The organism is Arachidicoccus ginsenosidivorans, assembly GCF_007971385.1.
Lineage (GTDB): Bacteria > Bacteroidota > Bacteroidia > Chitinophagales > Chitinophagaceae > Arachidicoccus > Arachidicoccus ginsenosidivorans.
In genome coordinates this window covers 1,007,640-1,024,710 of the sequence record NZ_CP042434.1, presented here as the reverse complement: position 1 = coordinate 1,024,710, position 17,071 = coordinate 1,007,640, and the positions used below count along the sequence as shown (strand labels likewise).

The 17,071-nt window shown below is 41.0% G+C and carries 20 protein-coding genes, 5 tRNA genes and 1 pseudogene; 9 read left to right on the top strand and 17 right to left on the bottom strand.

Annotated elements, in window-relative coordinates; translation table 11 throughout:
• Positions 1-9 precede the first annotated feature (9 nt).
• Together FSB73_RS04090 and FSB73_RS04085 are read left to right on the top strand one after the other, a co-directional pair.
• Positions 10-1,392, top strand: a complete 1,383-nt coding sequence (locus FSB73_RS04090; protein WP_146780241.1) for a zinc-binding metallopeptidase — start codon at positions 10-12, stop codon at positions 1,390-1,392.
• Positions 1,393-1,427: 35 nt separating this feature from the next.
• Complete coding sequence (locus FSB73_RS04085; protein WP_158639406.1) at positions 1,428-2,768, top strand: DUF4302 domain-containing protein; 1,341 nt, start codon at positions 1,428-1,430, stop codon at positions 2,766-2,768.
• Between the two features lie 335 nt (positions 2,769-3,103).
• Here the strand turns inward: FSB73_RS04085 and lysS are convergent, their stop codons facing one another.
• On the bottom strand, positions 3,104-4,621 hold the full coding sequence (lysS, locus tag FSB73_RS04080; RefSeq protein WP_146780239.1) for a lysine--tRNA ligase: 1,518 nt from the start codon (positions 4,619-4,621) through the stop codon (positions 3,104-3,106).
• Positions 4,622-4,739: 118 nt separating this feature from the next.
• Between lysS and FSB73_RS04075 the strand changes: the two genes are divergently transcribed.
• Positions 4,740-5,435 carry an NAD-dependent epimerase/dehydratase family protein gene (locus FSB73_RS04075; protein ID WP_146780238.1) on the top strand — a complete coding sequence of 232 codons (696 nt, stop codon included), beginning with the start codon at positions 4,740-4,742 and terminating at the stop codon, positions 5,433-5,435.
• A 92-nt stretch (positions 5,436-5,527) separates the two neighbouring features.
• Here FSB73_RS04075 and FSB73_RS04070 read toward each other — a convergent pair whose 3' ends face one another.
• Positions 5,528-5,866 (bottom strand): ferredoxin, encoded by a 339-nt coding sequence (locus tag FSB73_RS04070; RefSeq protein ID WP_146780237.1) that lies wholly within the window; start codon positions 5,864-5,866, stop codon positions 5,528-5,530.
• 362 nt (positions 5,867-6,228) lie between these two features.
• Between FSB73_RS04070 and FSB73_RS04065 the strand changes: the two genes are divergently transcribed.
• Entirely contained in the window at positions 6,229-6,768 is a 540-nt protein-coding gene (locus FSB73_RS04065) for a Dps family protein (protein WP_146780236.1), read from the top strand.
• Between the two features lie 250 nt (positions 6,769-7,018).
• Here FSB73_RS04065 and nusG read toward each other — a convergent pair whose 3' ends face one another.
• The 14 genes and pseudogenes from nusG to FSB73_RS03995 form a co-directional block, all read right to left on the bottom strand.
• Positions 7,019-7,636 (bottom strand): transcription termination/antitermination protein NusG, encoded by a 618-nt coding sequence (gene nusG, locus FSB73_RS04060; RefSeq protein ID WP_146780235.1) that lies wholly within the window; start codon positions 7,634-7,636, stop codon positions 7,019-7,021.
• Positions 7,637-7,662: 26 nt separating this feature from the next.
• Positions 7,663-7,857, bottom strand: a complete 195-nt coding sequence (secE, locus tag FSB73_RS04055) for a preprotein translocase subunit SecE (protein ID WP_146780234.1) — start codon at positions 7,855-7,857, stop codon at positions 7,663-7,665.
• A 91-nt stretch (positions 7,858-7,948) separates the two neighbouring features.
• Positions 7,949-8,019, bottom strand: a tRNA-Trp gene (locus FSB73_RS04050).
• Positions 8,020-8,104: 85 nt separating this feature from the next.
• Positions 8,105-9,291, bottom strand: a pseudogene (gene tuf / locus FSB73_RS04045) (elongation factor Tu).
• Positions 9,292-9,452: 161 nt separating this feature from the next.
• Positions 9,453-9,524, bottom strand: a tRNA-Thr gene (locus tag FSB73_RS04040).
• Positions 9,525-9,619: 95 nt separating this feature from the next.
• A tRNA-Gly gene (locus FSB73_RS04035) sits at positions 9,620-9,692 on the bottom strand.
• Positions 9,693-9,723: 31 nt separating this feature from the next.
• Positions 9,724-9,806 (bottom strand) — tRNA-Tyr (locus FSB73_RS04030).
• Between the two features lie 40 nt (positions 9,807-9,846).
• A tRNA-Thr gene (locus tag FSB73_RS04025) sits at positions 9,847-9,919 on the bottom strand.
• Positions 9,920-10,226: 307 nt separating this feature from the next.
• On the bottom strand, positions 10,227-10,529 hold the full coding sequence (gene hpf / locus FSB73_RS04020) for a ribosome hibernation-promoting factor, HPF/YfiA family (RefSeq protein WP_146780233.1): 303 nt from the start codon (positions 10,527-10,529) through the stop codon (positions 10,227-10,229).
• Between the two features lie 187 nt (positions 10,530-10,716).
• Complete coding sequence (locus FSB73_RS04015) at positions 10,717-11,031, bottom strand: rhodanese-like domain-containing protein (protein WP_146780232.1); 315 nt, start codon at positions 11,029-11,031, stop codon at positions 10,717-10,719.
• 171 nt (positions 11,032-11,202) lie between these two features.
• On the bottom strand, positions 11,203-11,436 hold the full coding sequence (locus FSB73_RS04010) for a hypothetical protein (protein ID WP_146780231.1): 234 nt from the start codon (positions 11,434-11,436) through the stop codon (positions 11,203-11,205).
• 2 nt (positions 11,437-11,438) lie between these two features.
• Complete coding sequence (locus tag FSB73_RS04005) at positions 11,439-12,083, bottom strand: PASTA domain-containing protein (protein WP_146780230.1); 645 nt, start codon at positions 12,081-12,083, stop codon at positions 11,439-11,441.
• Between the two features lie 24 nt (positions 12,084-12,107).
• Positions 12,108-12,752 carry a D-alanine--D-alanine ligase family protein gene (locus FSB73_RS04000; RefSeq protein ID WP_146780229.1) on the bottom strand — a complete coding sequence of 215 codons (645 nt, stop codon included), beginning with the start codon at positions 12,750-12,752 and terminating at the stop codon, positions 12,108-12,110.
• An 11-nt stretch (positions 12,753-12,763) separates the two neighbouring features.
• A complete protein-coding gene (locus tag FSB73_RS03995; protein ID WP_146780228.1) occupies positions 12,764-13,093 on the bottom strand; it encodes a D-alanine--D-alanine ligase in 330 nt (109 codons plus the stop codon).
• A 162-nt stretch (positions 13,094-13,255) separates the two neighbouring features.
• On the opposite strand from FSB73_RS03995, the gene FSB73_RS03990 reads away from it, so the two are divergent.
• From FSB73_RS03990 to FSB73_RS03970, 5 genes are all read left to right on the top strand, one after another.
• A complete protein-coding gene (locus FSB73_RS03990; RefSeq protein WP_146780227.1) occupies positions 13,256-14,038 on the top strand; it encodes an exodeoxyribonuclease III in 783 nt (260 codons plus the stop codon).
• A gap of 156 nt (positions 14,039-14,194) precedes the next feature.
• Complete coding sequence (locus FSB73_RS03985) at positions 14,195-14,500, top strand: DUF4286 family protein (RefSeq protein WP_146780226.1); 306 nt, start codon at positions 14,195-14,197, stop codon at positions 14,498-14,500.
• A 292-nt stretch (positions 14,501-14,792) separates the two neighbouring features.
• Entirely contained in the window at positions 14,793-15,062 is a 270-nt protein-coding gene (locus FSB73_RS03980) for an HU family DNA-binding protein (protein WP_091401164.1), read from the top strand.
• 381 nt (positions 15,063-15,443) lie between these two features.
• Positions 15,444-15,557 carry a 30S ribosomal protein THX gene (locus FSB73_RS03975; RefSeq protein ID WP_146780225.1) on the top strand — a complete coding sequence of 38 codons (114 nt, stop codon included), beginning with the start codon at positions 15,444-15,446 and terminating at the stop codon, positions 15,555-15,557.
• Positions 15,558-15,665: 108 nt separating this feature from the next.
• Positions 15,666-16,493, top strand: a complete 828-nt coding sequence (locus FSB73_RS03970; RefSeq protein WP_146780224.1) for an alpha/beta hydrolase — start codon at positions 15,666-15,668, stop codon at positions 16,491-16,493.
• A 43-nt stretch (positions 16,494-16,536) separates the two neighbouring features.
• Here FSB73_RS03970 and FSB73_RS03965 read toward each other — a convergent pair whose 3' ends face one another.
• On the bottom strand, positions 16,537-16,983 hold the full coding sequence (locus tag FSB73_RS03965) for a type II 3-dehydroquinate dehydratase (protein ID WP_146780223.1): 447 nt from the start codon (positions 16,981-16,983) through the stop codon (positions 16,537-16,539).
• Between the last annotated feature and the right edge of the window lie 88 nt (positions 16,984-17,071).

Genomic DNA, 17,071 nt, shown 5'->3' with positions numbered 1-17,071 from the left:
ATTTATACAATGAAAAAATCCAATTGGCTACAAATACCCTTGTTTTTTATGTTGGGTTGTGTGCTGTTGTTTTCCTGCCGAAAAGATACTGCTGTAGATATCTCTGATTTACCAAATCTAGGCGGAGATACATGGTCAAAAAACAATATTGATGAGTGGATCCATGATACCTTGACTGTTCCCTTTAATATTGAGGTGAAATATAAGTTTGATGAATTTGAACAAAGCCTTACCAGAGACTTGACGCCGCCCAAAGAGGAAAGGGTGATCCCTGTACTCAGAATCTTAAAAACTGTCTGGATGGATACTTATATGGAAAATGGTGGTGATAAATTTTTTAAGACCTTGGTTCCGAAGCAGATAGTTTTAGTCGGTAGTGCTAGTTATAATTCAAATGGTACGATCACAATCGGAGAAGCGGAAGGGGGAAAGAAAGTGCTTTTATATGAAATCAATGACCTGGATTTTAAAAAAAGAGATCAGATTATCAGAATGATGCATACGGTAGAGCATGAGTTTGGACATATCATGCATCAAAATAAACTTTACGATCCTGCCTTTAAAACCATATGCCCTGGTGGTGATTATACAGCGAACTGGGCAAATGTTTCTGCTGCCCAAGCGCATGCCTTAGGATTTGTGACTCCATATGCGAGTTCTGCCTATGATGAAGATTTTGTAGAAACCATTGCCACACTTTTGGTGGAAGGCCAGGCATATTTTGATCATTTAGTTAGTGAGCAGGCTGCTGATGGGCAGCAAAAACTTAGGGCTAAGGAGGATTTAGTGGTTGAATATTTTAAAACCAAATGGGATATTGATTTTAGGGAGTTACAAAAAAGCGTTTATTTGGCATTGGAAGAGGTAGCTCCTGTACCTGTAGTACCTTTAAGTGATGATTTGTCTGCGATGGGGACTTATCATACACTTTATTTCGGGAATGGAGACTTTGCCGGCAATTTGCACGGGAATTTTGACCAAACATTGGGTAAAGTAGTTTCTGCTATTCACAACAATCTGGGAGATATTGCCGATAGTCTTTATTTTAGATTTAAAAATGCAGATACACTGTTGCTCCACTGGAGAATGCACCCAGATGATGGAAGTAATTCATATTACCTTGCAGATATTTACTTCCATATGAATAAAAGCGAATCTGGTGAGATGAAATTCGGAGCACCAATTATATTTCCAAATAGAGATGGTTATAATGGAAGTAATGCTTCATACTACAAAAATACGATGCAACCATTCTTTGATTACTTATCTAATAACACCTTTATCGCCAAATGGCCAAATGGTAAGCCAGATCCTTTTGCGCAGATACAAATTGGGGCTATTTATCAAACCGATGATGATGCGTCCTATATGCAGGCTAGATTGGGGTATTAAAATCTGAATGGATTATAAATTGTAAAATAATGACAATGAAAAGGATTCTTCAATGTGTTTTAATAGGTTTTCTGTTGATATTTGCGTCTTGCAAAAAAGACGATACGCGTGTATTTTCTGAGTCAGCCGATGTAAGGGTTCAACAGGCTTTAAATAATTTTCAGACAACCCTTGGAAGTGCAACCGACGGCTGGATTGCTACAATTGCGACCAAAGAAGGGGGCGGATATAGCTTTTGGATGCAGTTTGATGATCAAAATCGCGTAAAGATGCTGAGTGATTTTGATTCTGTTACGACAGTGGATGTAAGTGAGGCTAGCTTCAGATTAAAAGCCTTGCAGCAACCCACTTTGATATTTGATACTTATTCTTACATTCATTTGTTGGCTGATCCTAATGGTCGCGTAAACGGTGGTAGTAATGGGACGGGTCTGGTTTCTGATTTTGAGTTTTATTTGACGGATTCAGCTTTGGAGAAAATCAATAAGGATCCTCAATCCATTACTGATTTGAACCTTATTGGTCGCTATAATGAAACGGTATTGAAATTAAAAAAGGCGACTACTGCAGAAAAGACGGCCTATTTAAATAGAGGACTTTATTCGTCTATTGAGCAAATTCTGCTTTACCAGATTGATCATCCTTTTGTTTATTTAAAAGATAAAGCAGGGAAGGTCTATCAAGTTACGGCTGATCCTGCGACTAAAAAATTGACTTTAACTTGGGTGGATGAGGATAAAGCTACGTACAAATCTTGTGATTTTGCATTTTCATTGTATGGTATGGAAGTGTTAGATTCATTGGCCTTTAATGAAGCGTTGATTTCCAGAATTACCTTTGATAAAAAAGAAACAAAATTAGTTGCTCAATTAGACAATGGTGGTATTGCTGATGTCTTGGTATCCGACAGGCCTATTATCCCTGCATATGTGGCATTGGGCGCAACATTTTCCACTATTGATTTACCGGTAGGTAGTAATTATGCTGGTTGGTCAAGTGATTTTAATTCGCGTTTTCAGAAGGTAAAGGCTAATTTTGTAGCAACAGGCAGGACGATTCAGAATGCGGATTTCGTATTTAACGTCGATGCTAAAACGATGGATTTTGTGGTGTTGTATTTATCCGGAACGACACTTTTTAATGCCACCTTCTCTTATAATTATACGATGACCAATGACGGTGTCTTTAAATTTAACCTTAATACAATGAATGGAAATGCAGATTTACATGAGGATAAGTTTGATCCAATTTTAGCTGATAGATTAAATAAAGATACATTTCATTTAGACTATTATGTGGATGACAATAATGGAATATTAGTTTCTTTCACAAGCGTTGAGCATCCTGAATTTGTCTTTACTGGGATTTCTCAGTAAGGGATTATTTTAGAATGAGAAAATATTGAGTATTTTGATTATGTTTAAATTTATTAACATACTTAACTTTTTAAAGGTCGTAATGCATATTTTTGGTGCTTTATCATTATGGTTTTATTATTTATAATGGATACGGTAATCAGGATGACTCGTTTTATAGATTAAATAGAAAAATTAAAATCAGTATGTTGCTTTTTTTAATTTGTGATATCGTCAGCATGATACTGGTCATATTTGTGACCGAATAATTGACTGAGAAAGATAAAATGCTAATCGGTTAGACATAATAAAGCCCCGCATTGCGGGGCTTTATTATGTCTATTAAGAGAATTCTTTTAATCCTGTTTTTCCGGACGCATTTGTGGAAACAGCAGCACATCCTGGATGGATACTTGATTTGTCAGTAGCATTACCAACCGGTCAATGCCTATGCCAATGCCGCTGGTAGGCGGCATGCCATATTCCAGCGCTCTTAAGAAGTCCTGATCGATAAACATGGCCTCATCATCACCTCTTTCCATTAATTTTACCTGCTCTTCAAAACGCTCTCTTTGATCAATAGGATCGTTCAGCTCGCTGTATGCATTGGCAATTTCCTTACCATTTACCATTAATTCAAACCTTTCCACCAGCCCTTGTTTTTCACGGTGCTTTTTGGTAAGTGGTGACATCTCCACAGGATAGTCAATGATAAAAGTAGGCTGCGTGTAGGTATGTTCTGCGGTTTCACCAAAGATCTCGTCAATTAATTTGCCTTTACCAATATTGGGTGCAACCTCAATTTTTAATTGCTGGCACACTTCCCTGAGACCAGCTTCATCCTTTTCACTGATATCTATGCCCGTATTTTCCTTAATGGCATCAAAAATGGAAATTCTTTTAAATGGCGCTTTAAAGCTGATGGTTTTATCCCCCACAGGCACATCAGTAGTGCCGTGGATGGTGATGGCCAGCTTTTCCATCAGTTGCTCTGTAGTTTCCATCATCCAGATATAATCCTTATAGGCGGTATACCATTCCAGTACCGTGAATTCTGGATTATGTGTCCGGTCCATTCCTTCATTTCTGAAGTTTCTACTAAATTCATAAACCCAGTCAAAACCACCAACTATAAGTCTTTTCAGGTAAAGTTCATTGGCGATACGTAAGTAAAATGGGATATCCAGTGCATTATGATGCGTTGCAAAAGGTCTGGCGGCGGCGCCGCCTGGAATTGCTTGCAACACAGGGGTATCCACTTCTAGTGCTCCTTGGGTATTCAGGAACTCACGAATGGTATTGATAATCTTTGTTCGCTTGATAAAGGTATCTTTTACCTCTGGATTGATGACCAGATCCGCATACCGTTGCCGGTAACGAAATTCCGGGTCAGACACCGCATCAAAGACATGCCCGGATTCATCTCTTTTAACCACCGGAAGGGGTTTGAGGGACTTCGCGAGCAGCGTCAGTTCTTTGGCATGGATGGAAGTCTCTCCGGTCCGGGTAACAAATACAAACCCTTTGACACCTAGAAAATCACCCAAATCCAATCCTTTAACAACCAGATTCCAAAATGTTTTATCTTCTTCAGGACAGATTTCGTCCCTTTTTACGTATAGTTGAATAATTCCCTTACTATCCTGGATCTTGATAAAGAATACTTTGCCTTTATCATTGATACTCATGACCCTGCCAGCTAACGTGACCTCAGCAAAATCCTCTTTATTTTCCTCAGTGAAAACAGATTTGATGTCCTGAGAATAATGGGTTACAGGGTAAAGCGCAGCGGGATATGCCTGGATGCCCGCGGCCTCCAGTGCTTTTAATTTTTCTCTGCGGATAATTTCTTGTTCTGAAAGATTCTGACTCATAGTGCGCAAAGATAATAAGGAATTCGGGAAATCACGGAAGGGTTCTTAATTTTAGGGCCTTAAAGGGCTTAGACAATTAAACAAACGATTAAACACACATATAAACAGGCAATAAAACATGGTACTAGGTAACGGGATGATCGCAACAGCCTTAAAAGCAGTAAATAGAAAAGACGTGTTGTATGCGGCTTCCGGACTCTCCAATTTAAAGGGGGCAGATCCGGCAGAAAGACAAAGAGAACGGCAGCTGATTGAAAAGCAGATTGCGCTCCATGCTGACAAGATTTTTGTCTATATCAGCTCCTATAGCATTGATGACCAAAATCCTGAAAAAAATACGCCTTACCTGGAACATAAACTGCATATGGAAAAGCTGGTAGCGCAAATGGCCCCGCGGTATTTGATCATCCGGACATCCAATGTAGTAGGTAACAGTCGGCAGCCTGGGAATCTGATGAATTTTATTTTTGATAACCTGATAAAAGCAACGCCATTTGAGGTGTGGACTGGCACCAGCCGTAACCTGATTGATGTGGATGATTTGGCCAAAATGGCCGCTTCAGCCATAGAAATGGGCTTTATAGGTCAGGTGCTATATCTGATCCATCCAGTCGATATCCCTATTTATAATATAGTTCGCCATTTTGAGGATTTATCAGGACGTAAGGCTAATTGTTCCTTAGTAGATAAAGGAGTGCATTACAGGGCAGATAAAACCCTCTCGATACAATTATTTGAAAAACTACATCTTGAGCCCAATCCAGATCTATATGCAAGAGGATTGATTCATAAATATTTTGGGCAGAAGTTCTGATCCATTTAAATAAGAAAAGCCAATAATGCCACTATCAGGCTTTGTACGGTTGTGCCGATGGCCAATGAACAATGGACAATGAAAGGATTTTATCAATAATCTGGATGGTAGATTCTAATCACCGCTCCATCCAGGCTTTCATCTACCACGATCTGGCAGGAAAGGTGGATGTCAGGATCCATAATCCCCTCTTTAGAAAGCGTGACCCGTTCATTGCGGTTAAATTGAGTCAGTGCTGTTTTTGAGGACTGAATGGAAATGGCGCAGGTGGCACACCTGCCCATTCCCAGGCACTCACCAAAATCTTCCAGATAAATCTGATCGTAAAGCATTATCATCAGGCTTCTGTATTGGCCAGGATAAGCGGCAATGGTATAAGTCTCGTCCATATCCAGGACGGTTATATGAATGGTTGGGGTATCTTTTAGCATGATTTGTAGACAAATTATGGCCTGTAAACGCAGGCAAAAGCCAGACAAAGGTAAAGCATTCAATCTGTAGAAACCCACTTGGACTAATTTTGGCTAGGTTTAGCTGGCATTTATTATGGCTCTAATGCAGGTTCTTTACTAAATTCTATCAATATCTTAACCTTACATAATTGGAAGACCGGCTCACCTGATCTAACTTTATAGGAAGGAAGGAGTCAATGCCTATATTGAAGCAGTTAACCAACATTTAATTTAAACCTTAAAACGAAAGTAGCCCTAACAAAGCCCAGGCGCCATTACTTCTAAATTTCCTTCCCTAATGGGCCAAGGCTGTAAAAGTGGGGCAATTAAAAACAATCATTATGAAAAACGGAAAACTCAAAGCCGCCACCGGCGCAAAACTAAAAAAGACCAAAGTAGCCACTACCGTAGAAATCGGCATCACACCCGCCCATGCACAATCAGTCGCCAATAAGCTACAACAACTCCTGGCTGATGAGCAGGTACTTTATGCGAAGACCCGTAATTATCACTGGAATGTGGAAGGATCCAATTTTATGGAGATGCATCTTTTCTACGAACGTCTTTACAGTGAACTGGCAGAAGTAATTGATCAGATTGCAGAAAGGATCAGAAAAATCGGCCATTATGCTCAGGGGCGTATGGAAGACTTCCTAAAACAAGCGCATTTATTGGAAGGAGAATATACCAACGACCAGAGTGTTCAACTGGAAAACCTGCTTAGTGACCATGAGACCATTATCCGCTATCTAAGAAACGACATCGATGATTTTGATGAGAAATTTAAGGATGCGGGAAGTGCTGATTTTATAACCGGCATATTACAGCGCCATGAAGAATGGGCTTGGTTTATCAGAAGCTATGTCGCCAATCCTAAATAGAAGGGGTAAACCGGTAGCCTGACAGCCAGTAGTCAAACTTTATGGTTTGGTTATAACGTCGAAAGGATACCTGTAAACAAGTATATAAACACAAGGTCATCAGAATGTAATCAAAGATAGGGGGCCACAAAGTGGGCCCTAATTAAAAACAGTCTGAAACTGAGGGATTAAACTCAGTTCAGACTGTTTTTTAGTGCTTTATACGCAGTTAGTGCTGCTAATAACGGCAAAAAACGTTGAAGGTCAGACCTTACAGTACCTTTTCTACCTGAACATAGCTCAGTTCCACTGGTGTAGAACGGCCGAATATCTTTACAGTAACCTTTAATTTCTTCTTTTCGTCATTGATTTCTTCAATAACCCCGTTAAAGTCATTAAATGGCCCTTCAATAATCTTAATAGTTTCTCCGACAATAAATGGTTCATTGATGATTTCACCCTGATCGTTCATTTCGTCTACCTTACCTAACATTTTGTTGACTTCTGAGCGGCGCAGCGAGATAATATTTCCTTTGCTGCCCTTTCCGTCTGTTAAGAAGTGCATGATATTGGTAATGCCGCTTACGTGCTGTACAATATCATCTGTTAATTTACCTTTAGCGACCTCAATCATCACATATCCAGGGTAATAGTTCTTTTCACGCATCACCTTCTTACCCTTCTGTACGTACCAGATCTTTTCCATGGGTAAGAAAACCTGCTTTATGATTTCAGACCAGTCATTACGGATAATGTCTTTGTCCAAATATTCCTTGATTTTCTTTTCTTTTCCGCTCACCACCCGCAAAACGTACCATTTGGTGTTCTCTTCCTGAGACTCCTCGCTGGCGGCGTTATTTTGTGGGTTTACATTTTCTTCGGTTACCATGGCTTTTAATTCCTTAAGGGTGAATATTACTTGAAGAGAGAATAGATGAATTTAAGCACTGAACTGCTGGCAGCATCCATTAACCACACAACTGCTGTGATTAAAACAGTGGATACCAATACGATAGCAGTAGATTGCTGTAACTCGGACCAGGTTGGCCAGGTTACTTTATGCATTAACTCCTCGTAAGATTCCTTTAAATAGGAGGTTACTTTACTCATTTTAATGATAATAATGAAGTGCAATTATATGAAAATAATTTGAACTCGTCGTGAAAACTCACCACTAAGTTCAAATTATTCACCAATTTTGCACGGGCACTAGGATTCGAACCCAGATCAAAGGTTTTGGAGACCCGTATGCTACCGTTGCACCATGCCCGTAGAAACAATTAGCTAATTAGCGAAGAGGCCAATTAGCTAATTGGTTTTATATTGTGTCTAAACTAAAGAACTAGTTAGATACTGCTTATTTGATGATTTCAGTAACCTGACCCGCACCAACTGTACGTCCACCTTCACGGATAGCGAATTTCAATCCTTTTCCATTGCGATAGGCATGATCAGTTTTACAGAAATGCTTACGTTATCACCTGGCATTACCATTTCAGTACCTTCAGGTAAAGTTACTTCACCAGTAACGTCTGTTGTACGGAAGTAGAACTGAGGACGATATTTAGTAAAGAAAGGAGTGTGACGTCCACCTTCTTCTTTGCTCAGTACGTATACTTCACATTTGAATTCAGTGTGTGGAGTGATGGATTTTGGTTTACAAATAACCATACCACGACGGATATCTTTCTTTTCAATACCACGAAGCAGGATACCAGCGTTGTCACCAGCCTGACCTTCGTCCAGAATTTTCTTAAACATTTCAACACCAGTACAAGTTGACTGTAAAGGCGTATCGATCAGACCGACGATTTCAACGGGTTCACCAACTTTGATGATACCACGTTCGATACGGCCTGTAGCAACAGTACCACGACCAGTGATAGTGAATACGTCTTCAACTGACATCAGGAACGGCAGATCTACCGGACGTGGAGGCAGTGGAATATAATCATCAACTGCAGCCATCAGTTCATTGATTGCAGCAACCCATTTTTCTTCACCAGCCAGTGCGCCTGTAGCAGAACCTTTGATGATTGGGGTATTGTCGCCATCAAATCCATAAGAGCTTAATAATTCACGGATTTCCATTTCAACCAGATCTAACAATTCAGGATCGTCAACCAGGTCAACTTTGTTCATGAATACGACGATTCTAGGTACACCTACCTGACGAGCTAACAGGATGTGCTCTTTAGTTTGAGGCATAGGACCGTCTGTAGAAGCCACAACCAGAATAGCGCCATCCATCTGGGCAGCACCAGTAATCATGTTCTTTACATAGTCAGCGTGGCCTGGACAGTCAACGTGTGCGTAGTGACGCGTTTTAGTCTGATACTCAACGTGAGCGGTGTTAATAGTGATACCGCGCTCTTTTTCTTCAGGAGCTCCGTCGATATCGTCATAGTTTCTAATCTGAGCCAGACCCTGTGAAGACAGGATTGTAGTGATGGCTGCTGTTAAAGTGGTTTTACCGTGGTCAACGTGACCAATGGTACCAATGTTTACGTGGGGTTTCTCCCTCTTAAAGGTCTCTTTTGACATTTTAAATCGGTTTTTTGTTGTGGTTTTACAATGCAACGGTCCACAGTCGCATGACCACAGACCAGATTTTATAAAAAAGTTTAAATTTCGTGCAAATGTATATTAATATTTACGATTAAACATACAATAATAGCATAAATTCTTCAATCCTATTATAGTAGAGCTGTTGATGAGAATTGAACTCACGACCTCTTCCTTACCAAGGAAGTGCTCTACCCCTGAGCTACAACAGCTTTTTAATAATTGGAAAGTTATTGAGCCATGGGACCAACCCCTGGCTATTCTATACTGATTGCCTTGAAGGATATGGCTTTTTGAACTCTCTTTGAGCGGAAGACGAGGGTCGAACCCGCAACCTATAGCTTGGAAGGCTATCGCTCTACCAATTGAGCTACTTCCGCTTTTAAAATAATAAGTCTTTAAACTTTTTAGTGGGCAGGAGTGGATTCGAACCACTGAAGTCGAAAGACAGCGGATTTACAGTCCGCCCCATTTGGCCGCTCTGGAACCTGCCCTAATAACTTGCTTGTTTAAAGACTCATTATCTGAAAAATGAGCCGCTTGCCGGAGTCGAACCAGCGACCTACTGATTACAAATCAGTTGCTCTACCAACTGAGCTAAAGCGGCTTGTGAAAGATCTATTCCCTTATTTTGGGATTGCAAAGTTAGGATAATCTTTTACTTTTCAAAATTTTTATATTGTTTTTTTAGGCCCATTTGAAAGAATTTATTGGAAGCCGCGATCTGTCTGCATTTCAGGGTATTAGAATCGCCGTAAAAATGCCGCTCTGAACCAGCTTTCAAACGAAACGAGCTGTTTGGACCAAACGGGAGTGGGGTGCTATTACCCTATTAAAAGAGAAAGGATCGCAACTACGATCCTTTCCGGTTGTATGTTTACTACTATATCTTTTTTCGTGAAACGCGTCACCTGTTAGGCGGCGGCTAATTTTTCCTTATGACGTTTTACCTGATTGGCCATTGAATCCAGGGCGATATCAAAGGATTCTTCAAAAGATTTAGAGCAGGACTTTATAAAGAATTTATGTTTTGGGACATGCACGTTGATTTCGACGATCTTATCCTTAATGTTGTGTACAACATTATCCAGCTTCAAAAAGACATCTACCTTAATGATCTTGTCGTGAAAAGTCGTTAGCTTTTCTACTTTTTTGGCAACATAATCAGTAAGCTTCTGATCTGCGACAAAATGCACGGTCTGAATGTTTACGTTCATAGCATATGCGTTTAACTGTGATTAAATAAACAAGAAATAAATTGGGCAAAACTGTACCAAATTGCCCCTATTTTCCTCGTTTTCATTCTTAGGTTAAGGTACGCCATTAATAGCAATCAAGACCTATTATTGTGCACTATTTATAAAAAATTACAGAATTTTTACCTTTTAATTTGAAAGCAAATTATCAGAGCTGTGTTCCATAAGTTTCTACCCATTTAAGCATGCCACCTTCCAGGTTTAATACCTGCTCAAAACCAGCCTGCCCAAGCATCATGGTGGCAAGTCCACTACGTTTTCCACTTCGGCAATAAACAACGATTTGTTTATCTTTCCACTCTTCCAAGTCCTCTAATTCAAACATTTGGATTCGGCCAAGCGGGATATGTTTCCCGCCTATATTAAATTCAGCTCTTTCGCTGTCTTCCCTGACATCCAGCAGGTGCACATTTTCACCACTATCGAGTCTTTGTTTGAGTTCATTTACGCTTATCTGTTCCATTATAATTTACTTTTTTTATTGATTTTAAGTTGATCCTAAAAATATCCTCCGCCTTCTACTTTATCGAGAAGGACTTTGCCCCTTTATTATTTAAGCGGATGCAAAGCCCTTTATTTTTGAATTATTTATTTAATTTAGATTGAATATTACGCATTCATTGGTTCATACAGCTTATTTGGGGGTTGAGGTGGCTGGTTGAGTACTTCTAACCGGTGCTGCAGCGCCGCTTGCTGGCTCAGGTCCCGTAGCACCGGGTGTGGCTCCGGGAACTGGAGGCTTGCTGCTTACCCAGACATCGATGGTGCCACCGATTTTCATTCTGACATGACCAGTCTGTCCCTGCTCGTTGATAATGGTGGAAGCCGGATCCTGTTTATAAATATAAGCACTGTCTGCATGCTGCACATCTATATCAGGGTTACGGCACCGATAGAACAGTTCATGGAGCTTATATAATCCTTAGCCTCACTAAGTTGCATCCCAATAATATCAGGGACACTCATCATCTGACTACCTGAGCCATCCCCTATAACAAGGTCAATGGTGGTACCCATTGGGATTCTGGTGCCCGCCACAATTTCACTGTCGCCCATCATCTGCTTCACAACGGCATCTTTCACCAAATTAGCCGTATAGCTATGCGTTCCCAGGTGCAGACCGAAGCTTTTAAGAAGTAATGTGGCACTATTGAGGGAATAGCCTACCAGGTTGGGCATCTGAATGGTTGGCGGGACGGCTCTATTGACCGTGAGATAAATAATATGATCTTCTTTTACTTTAGCCGCACTGGCCGGTGTCTGAGAGACGATGCTGAGTGGCGCCAGGGTATCAAAAAATACGGTATCCAATACCACAGGTTGCAACCCCATGGCGGTGATTTTAGCCATGGCCTGACTGGAAGGCATGCCGGTTACATCGGGAACACTAATGGCCTCCCCATGCCTTGTTATGCTCTTTAAGGAGAAAAAGAATATAAAAAGAATCAGCAGCGACAAAGCGATGATGATGACCAGATTCAGTAGAATGGACTTTATATTTTTTGTGTTATCCACGTGTACAATTTTACGGTTTTTAATCTATTTAGCCAATATTAATTCTGTATAGAAATCTTTTAATGACCAACCTTTGGCTGCTACCTGCTTGGGTACGAGACTTTCCTTTGTTTGACCAGGGATCGTATTGACTTCCAATAAGTAAGGCTGGTTTTCTGTTTCATGCCAAATAAAATCTATTCTAACGATACCGCTGCAGCCCAGGGCTTTATATACCATTTTGCCCGCTGCAGCCACCAGGTCCGTCATTTCCTGGGTCGCCTCTGCAGGTGTGATCTCGCCAGTCTCGCCATTATATTTGGCCTCAAAATCAAACATTTCCCGGCCTTTTTTTAAAATAATTTCAGTCATGGGAAGACTAATAACCGTGCCAGTTGCATCCCGCATAACGCCTATGGTAAATTCTCTGCCGGGAATATAAGTCTCAACGAGTACCTGACCACTGACTGAAAATCCTTTGTCCAGTGCCTGCAAAATAGCCGCCTCATCGAGGTTATTTATCTTAGACATAGCGATACTGGACCCCTGGTCATTGGGCTTCACGAAAACTGGAAAGTTTAATTGGCTGATCCGCTCCATGTCCACAGGCGCTCCCTTGATGGCCAGATACGAGGCAGCCGTACGGACACCAGCAGCCCTAGCCACCAGAACCGTATGGTACTTATTCATAGTAAGGGCGGCTACGGCGCTGCTGCAGCCAGTAAAGGGCAGACCAATGAGCTCAAAATAGGCCGGAAGACGACCATCTTCCCCCGGACTACCGTGGATACATAAAAAACTTTATCAAATCTTACCTTACCTGAGCCTTCAAGGATGGAAAAATCAGCTTTATTCACTGATTGAATCTGGCCTTGTTTATCTGTATAGGTCCAATCATCTTGTCTGATATCAATGGTGTAAACATTGAACAGCGTCAGATCCAGATTGTTGCGCACATTTTCGGCGCTCTGATAGCTGATAACGGATTCGCCTGTAAATCCGCCGGTGACCAAGGCAATATTTTTTTTCAACGCGAGGGGTTATTAATATTAAAGTTAAATGGACACCCGGCCACCAGCCGGCGTGTAGCGCCCATTGTCTCAGCAAATTAAATACAAAAACTGAAAGTGACAATGGATAACCACCGCGAAAGTAAAAAACCTTAATTACCTTGCGTCAAAATATTTTTTGTTATGCGCATCATTTCATATAACCTTAACGGAATCAGAGCTGCCATCAAAAAAGGCTTTTTAGACTATCTCGCTACTGATCCGGCTGATATTATCTGTATTCAGGAAACCAAGGCCCAGTCAACAGACATTGACCTGACCCTGATAGAAAAATTAGGATACCATGTCTATTGGTTCTCTGCACAAAAAAAAGGCTATAGTGGGGTAGCGGTCTTTACTAAAGAGCAGCCTCAGGAAGTATTCTATGGCAATGGTATTGAACAAAGTGATTTTGAGGGCCGCTGTATCCGGCTGGATTATAAGGACTTTACCCTGATTAATGCCTATTTCCCCTCCGGTACATCGGGAGATCTGCGGCAAACTTATAAGTATCAGTGGTTGGATGAGTTGCTGGCGTATCTAAGCGAGCTGCGTAAAATCCGGCCAAATCTGATCCTTACCGGGGATTATAATATATGCCACCGGGAGATCGATATCCATGATCCCAAGGGGAACAAAAAGTCTTCAGGCTTCTTGCCAGAGGAGCGTGCCTGGATGGATAAATTCTTTGAAAATGGCTTTGTAGACAGTTTTCGCCATATTCATCCCGACAGAACCGGTGCCTATAGCTGGTGGAGTCAGCGTTTTCCTTCCGTCAGGCTCAATAACAAGGGCTGGCGCATTGATTATATCAGTGTGACCAGCGGCCTGCACGAAAGAATTACCGCCGCAGAAATCTATCCGGACGTGAAACATAGTGACCATTGCCCGATTTATATGGAAATTGCGGATGTAAGTGCTAAATAGGCAAGGGGAGGAGGGAGCAGGACGGTCCTCTCTGCAGCCATTAAGCATCTATCATCATCATCCATCATCATTCAAACAAATCCAAATCCTTTCAAACCATTCAAAACAAGGGCTATTACAACAATAGCCCTTAATATAAACCTAACGAATACTGAAATGTATATTTATAATATTACCATTAAGGTCGCTACAGAAATCCATGATTCATGGCTGGAATGGATGCATGAAGTACATATCCCCGCTATTTTGAAAACCGGTAAGTTTACCAACCATCAGCTGCTGCGGCTAAGAGAAGTGGATGAAAGTGACGGACCAACCTATGCATTGCAGCTTTTTGCAGAGAGTAAGGCCGATTATAACGCCTTTAAAGTCGTACATGAGGCCACTTTTAGCAAGCAGCAAAAGGCCAGTTGGGGCGAGAAAATGCTCAGTTTTTCGACCTTAATGGAGATTGTGCATTAAATGTGAACAATTAAAAAGAAATTTTGTAGATTTTAAAAGAATTGTATATTGCTGAGTACCCTATATTGCGCAGGTTTCAGGGGACTGATCCTCTGAAACATTGATAAATAAAGGGTTTTAGTGTTATGCTACGTATTTTTGCATTGCATCTGATCGGCCCCATTTTTCCAGAACCTTTGTCAATTGGGCAGTTGGGCGGGAAAGATAAAAGCCAAAAAGTAAAAAAAATATTTTGTTATATGCGAAAAGCTAATAAATTTGTTTCTGTTATTAACTCAAAAAATATAAAACTATGAACAAAGCTGAATTAGTAGCTAAAATCGCAGCAGACGCCGATATTACTAAAACACAGGCAAACGCAGCACTGGACTCTTTCACTACTACCGTACAGAAAACATTAAAATCTGGCGACAAAGTAACTTTGGTTGGTTTTGGTACTTTCTCTGTTACCAAGCGTGCAGCACGTACAGGACGTAATCCTCAGACTGGTGCTCCATTAAAAATCAAAGCTAAAAAAGTAGCTCGTTTTAAAGCCGGTAAAGAATTGTCTGCAAAAATCTAATGATTTTTGTCCTGCCCTGCTGCCTGGCAGCGAGGCTGACAGGTCTGAAGCTTAAAAAAGCTTCCAACTTAGCAAGGCTGCGCTTCATTATGTAACAACTGACCTTAAGGTATGGTATGATTACATTTTGTAGCGCAGCCTCTTTGTTTTATAGCAGGGATACCAAATTGAGCATGAATCTGGAAATAACGGCAGTTCTGGTCATGATCCGGCCCTGCTAAAAGGCATTTTTGCAGGTAATAGAGGCCCTCACCAAGCTTTCTGGCCCCTGAATTTCAAGTATTATGACCGAGATCCAGAAATTTTCCCTGTTTTTACTGGATGCTAGCAAAATTTTACGCATTTTTGCAGCAGTAATAAACATTTAAATCAAGAAAAATAATGGGAAGAGGCGATAAAAAATCAAAGAAAGGTAAAATCTTCTTGGGCTCTTACGGTAAGGTACGCCCTGCCAGACCAGCACAGTCTAAAAAAGCAGCCGCAAAAAAAGCGTAAGACCTTATAGGCACGCTACAAACGCATTTAAAGCAACATCTCCTCTTGTGATATGTTGCTTTTTTTATTACTTTCAGTCATCACTGAACAAAAACAAACAATGTTTTCATGAAAAAATTACTAAGTATAGCAGGTGGCCTGTTATTGAGTATCAGCCTGTGTTTTGCCGCTAAAGTGGATACTGTGCTGATCCATAGTGCGGCTATGAATAGAGATATAAAATGTGTCGTTGTCTTACCGGAGGGGTATAACAAAGCCGATCAGTCTTATCCGGTCCTGTACCTGCTTCATGGATACAGTGGTAATTATGCCAACTGGGTTAAGCATGCACCGGATTTTATCAAATGTGTGGATCAGTATCATATTATCGGCATTTGCCCGGATGGTAATTTCAATAGCTGGTATTTTGATAGTCCGATAGATAGCACCGTCAAATTTGAGACCTTTGTGAGTAAAGAAGTTCCTGCTTATGTGGACAGTCATTACAGGACCAAAAAAGACCGTAAGTTCAGAGCACTTGGCGGTTTAAGTATGGGGGGACATGGAGCGTTATATCTGGCAATACTTCACAAGGACTTCTTTGGCGCCGCCGTTTCCATGAGTGGTGGTGTGGATTTTACCCCTTTTCCCAAGAACTGGGATATTGCAAAAGTGTTAGGCCCTTATGACCAGAATAAGGAGCGTTGGCAGCGCCATACGGCCGAGTATCTGGCCGGGACTTTAAATAACGGAGATCTAGCCCTGAGCTTTGAATGCGGAACCGGAGATTTCTTTTTGGGCGTCAACAGGGCACTCCATCTAAAACTAACCAACCTGAAAATAGATCATGACTATGCAGAACGCCCCGGTCAGCACAATTGGGACTACTGGAACAACGCCATTAATTATCAAATGCTCTTTTTGCACCGTTTTTTTGAAAAAAACAGTGCAAAATAGAGACGCTGCCACAATGGCCTAGGCGGGTATAATTATCCTACCATCAAACTTTTTTCTCCCTGGGGGCGGCATTATCTATAAAAAACTGCGTTCCCAGGGCGTAGCCTTCCAGGCCCAGTCCGGCAATGGTTCCCCTACATTTAGCAGAAACGTGGGATATTTGCCTGAAAGCTTCTCTGCTATGAATATTGCTGATATGTACTTCAATCACCGGGGTGGTAATGGAGGCAATACAGTCGCCAAGTGCAACTGAAGTATGGGTGTACCCACCTGGATTGATTAATATACCGTCATAGTCAAATCCTACGCGCTGCAGTTCATTAATTAATTCGCCTTCTACATTGGATTGATAGTAATGAAACTGGACATCTGGAAATCTAGCCTGTAAAGCCTTATAATAGGCCTCAAAACTGGTGTCTCCGTAAATGGTAGGCTCACGGGTACCCAACAGATTTAAATTGGGCCCATTGATTATTGCGATTTGCATCATGGGGGTAATTTCTTTTGATGTTTTATTTTGCTGTGAATTTACCCAAAAATTTATAGGTTGCGCAGGATTTTAAGAAAATTGGATAAAA

Coding starts and splice junctions, on each gene's coding strand:
- FSB73_RS04090 (WP_146780241.1), top strand. CDS start 10: ATGAAAAAATCCAATTGGCTACAAATACCCTTGTTTTTTATGTTGGGT.
- FSB73_RS04085 (WP_158639406.1), top strand. CDS start 1,428: ATGAAAAGGATTCTTCAATGTGTTTTAATAGGTTTTCTGTTGATATTT.
- lysS (WP_146780239.1), bottom strand. CDS start 4,621: ATGAGTCAGAATCTTTCAGAACAAGAAATTATCCGCAGAGAAAAATTA.
- FSB73_RS04075 (WP_146780238.1), top strand. CDS start 4,740: ATGGTACTAGGTAACGGGATGATCGCAACAGCCTTAAAAGCAGTAAAT.
- FSB73_RS04070 (WP_146780237.1), bottom strand. CDS start 5,866: ATGCTAAAAGATACCCCAACCATTCATATAACCGTCCTGGATATGGAC.
- FSB73_RS04065 (WP_146780236.1), top strand. CDS start 6,229: ATGAAAAACGGAAAACTCAAAGCCGCCACCGGCGCAAAACTAAAAAAG.
- nusG (WP_146780235.1), bottom strand. CDS start 7,636: ATGGTAACCGAAGAAAATGTAAACCCACAAAATAACGCCGCCAGCGAG.
- secE (WP_146780234.1), bottom strand. CDS start 7,857: ATGAGTAAAGTAACCTCCTATTTAAAGGAATCTTACGAGGAGTTAATG.
- hpf (WP_146780233.1), bottom strand. CDS start 10,529: ATGAACGTAAACATTCAGACCGTGCATTTTGTCGCAGATCAGAAGCTT.
- FSB73_RS04015 (WP_146780232.1), bottom strand. CDS start 11,031: ATGGAACAGATAAGCGTAAATGAACTCAAACAAAGACTCGATAGTGGT.
- FSB73_RS04000 (WP_146780229.1), bottom strand. CDS start 12,752: ATGAATAAGTACCATACGGTTCTGGTGGCTAGGGCTGCTGGTGTCCGT.
- FSB73_RS03990 (WP_146780227.1), top strand. CDS start 13,256: ATGCGCATCATTTCATATAACCTTAACGGAATCAGAGCTGCCATCAAA.
- FSB73_RS03985 (WP_146780226.1), top strand. CDS start 14,195: ATGTATATTTATAATATTACCATTAAGGTCGCTACAGAAATCCATGAT.
- FSB73_RS03980 (WP_091401164.1), top strand. CDS start 14,793: ATGAACAAAGCTGAATTAGTAGCTAAAATCGCAGCAGACGCCGATATT.
- FSB73_RS03975 (WP_146780225.1), top strand. CDS start 15,444: ATGGGAAGAGGCGATAAAAAATCAAAGAAAGGTAAAATCTTCTTGGGC.
- FSB73_RS03970 (WP_146780224.1), top strand. CDS start 15,666: ATGAAAAAATTACTAAGTATAGCAGGTGGCCTGTTATTGAGTATCAGC.
- FSB73_RS03965 (WP_146780223.1), bottom strand. CDS start 16,983: ATGATGCAAATCGCAATAATCAATGGGCCCAATTTAAATCTGTTGGGT.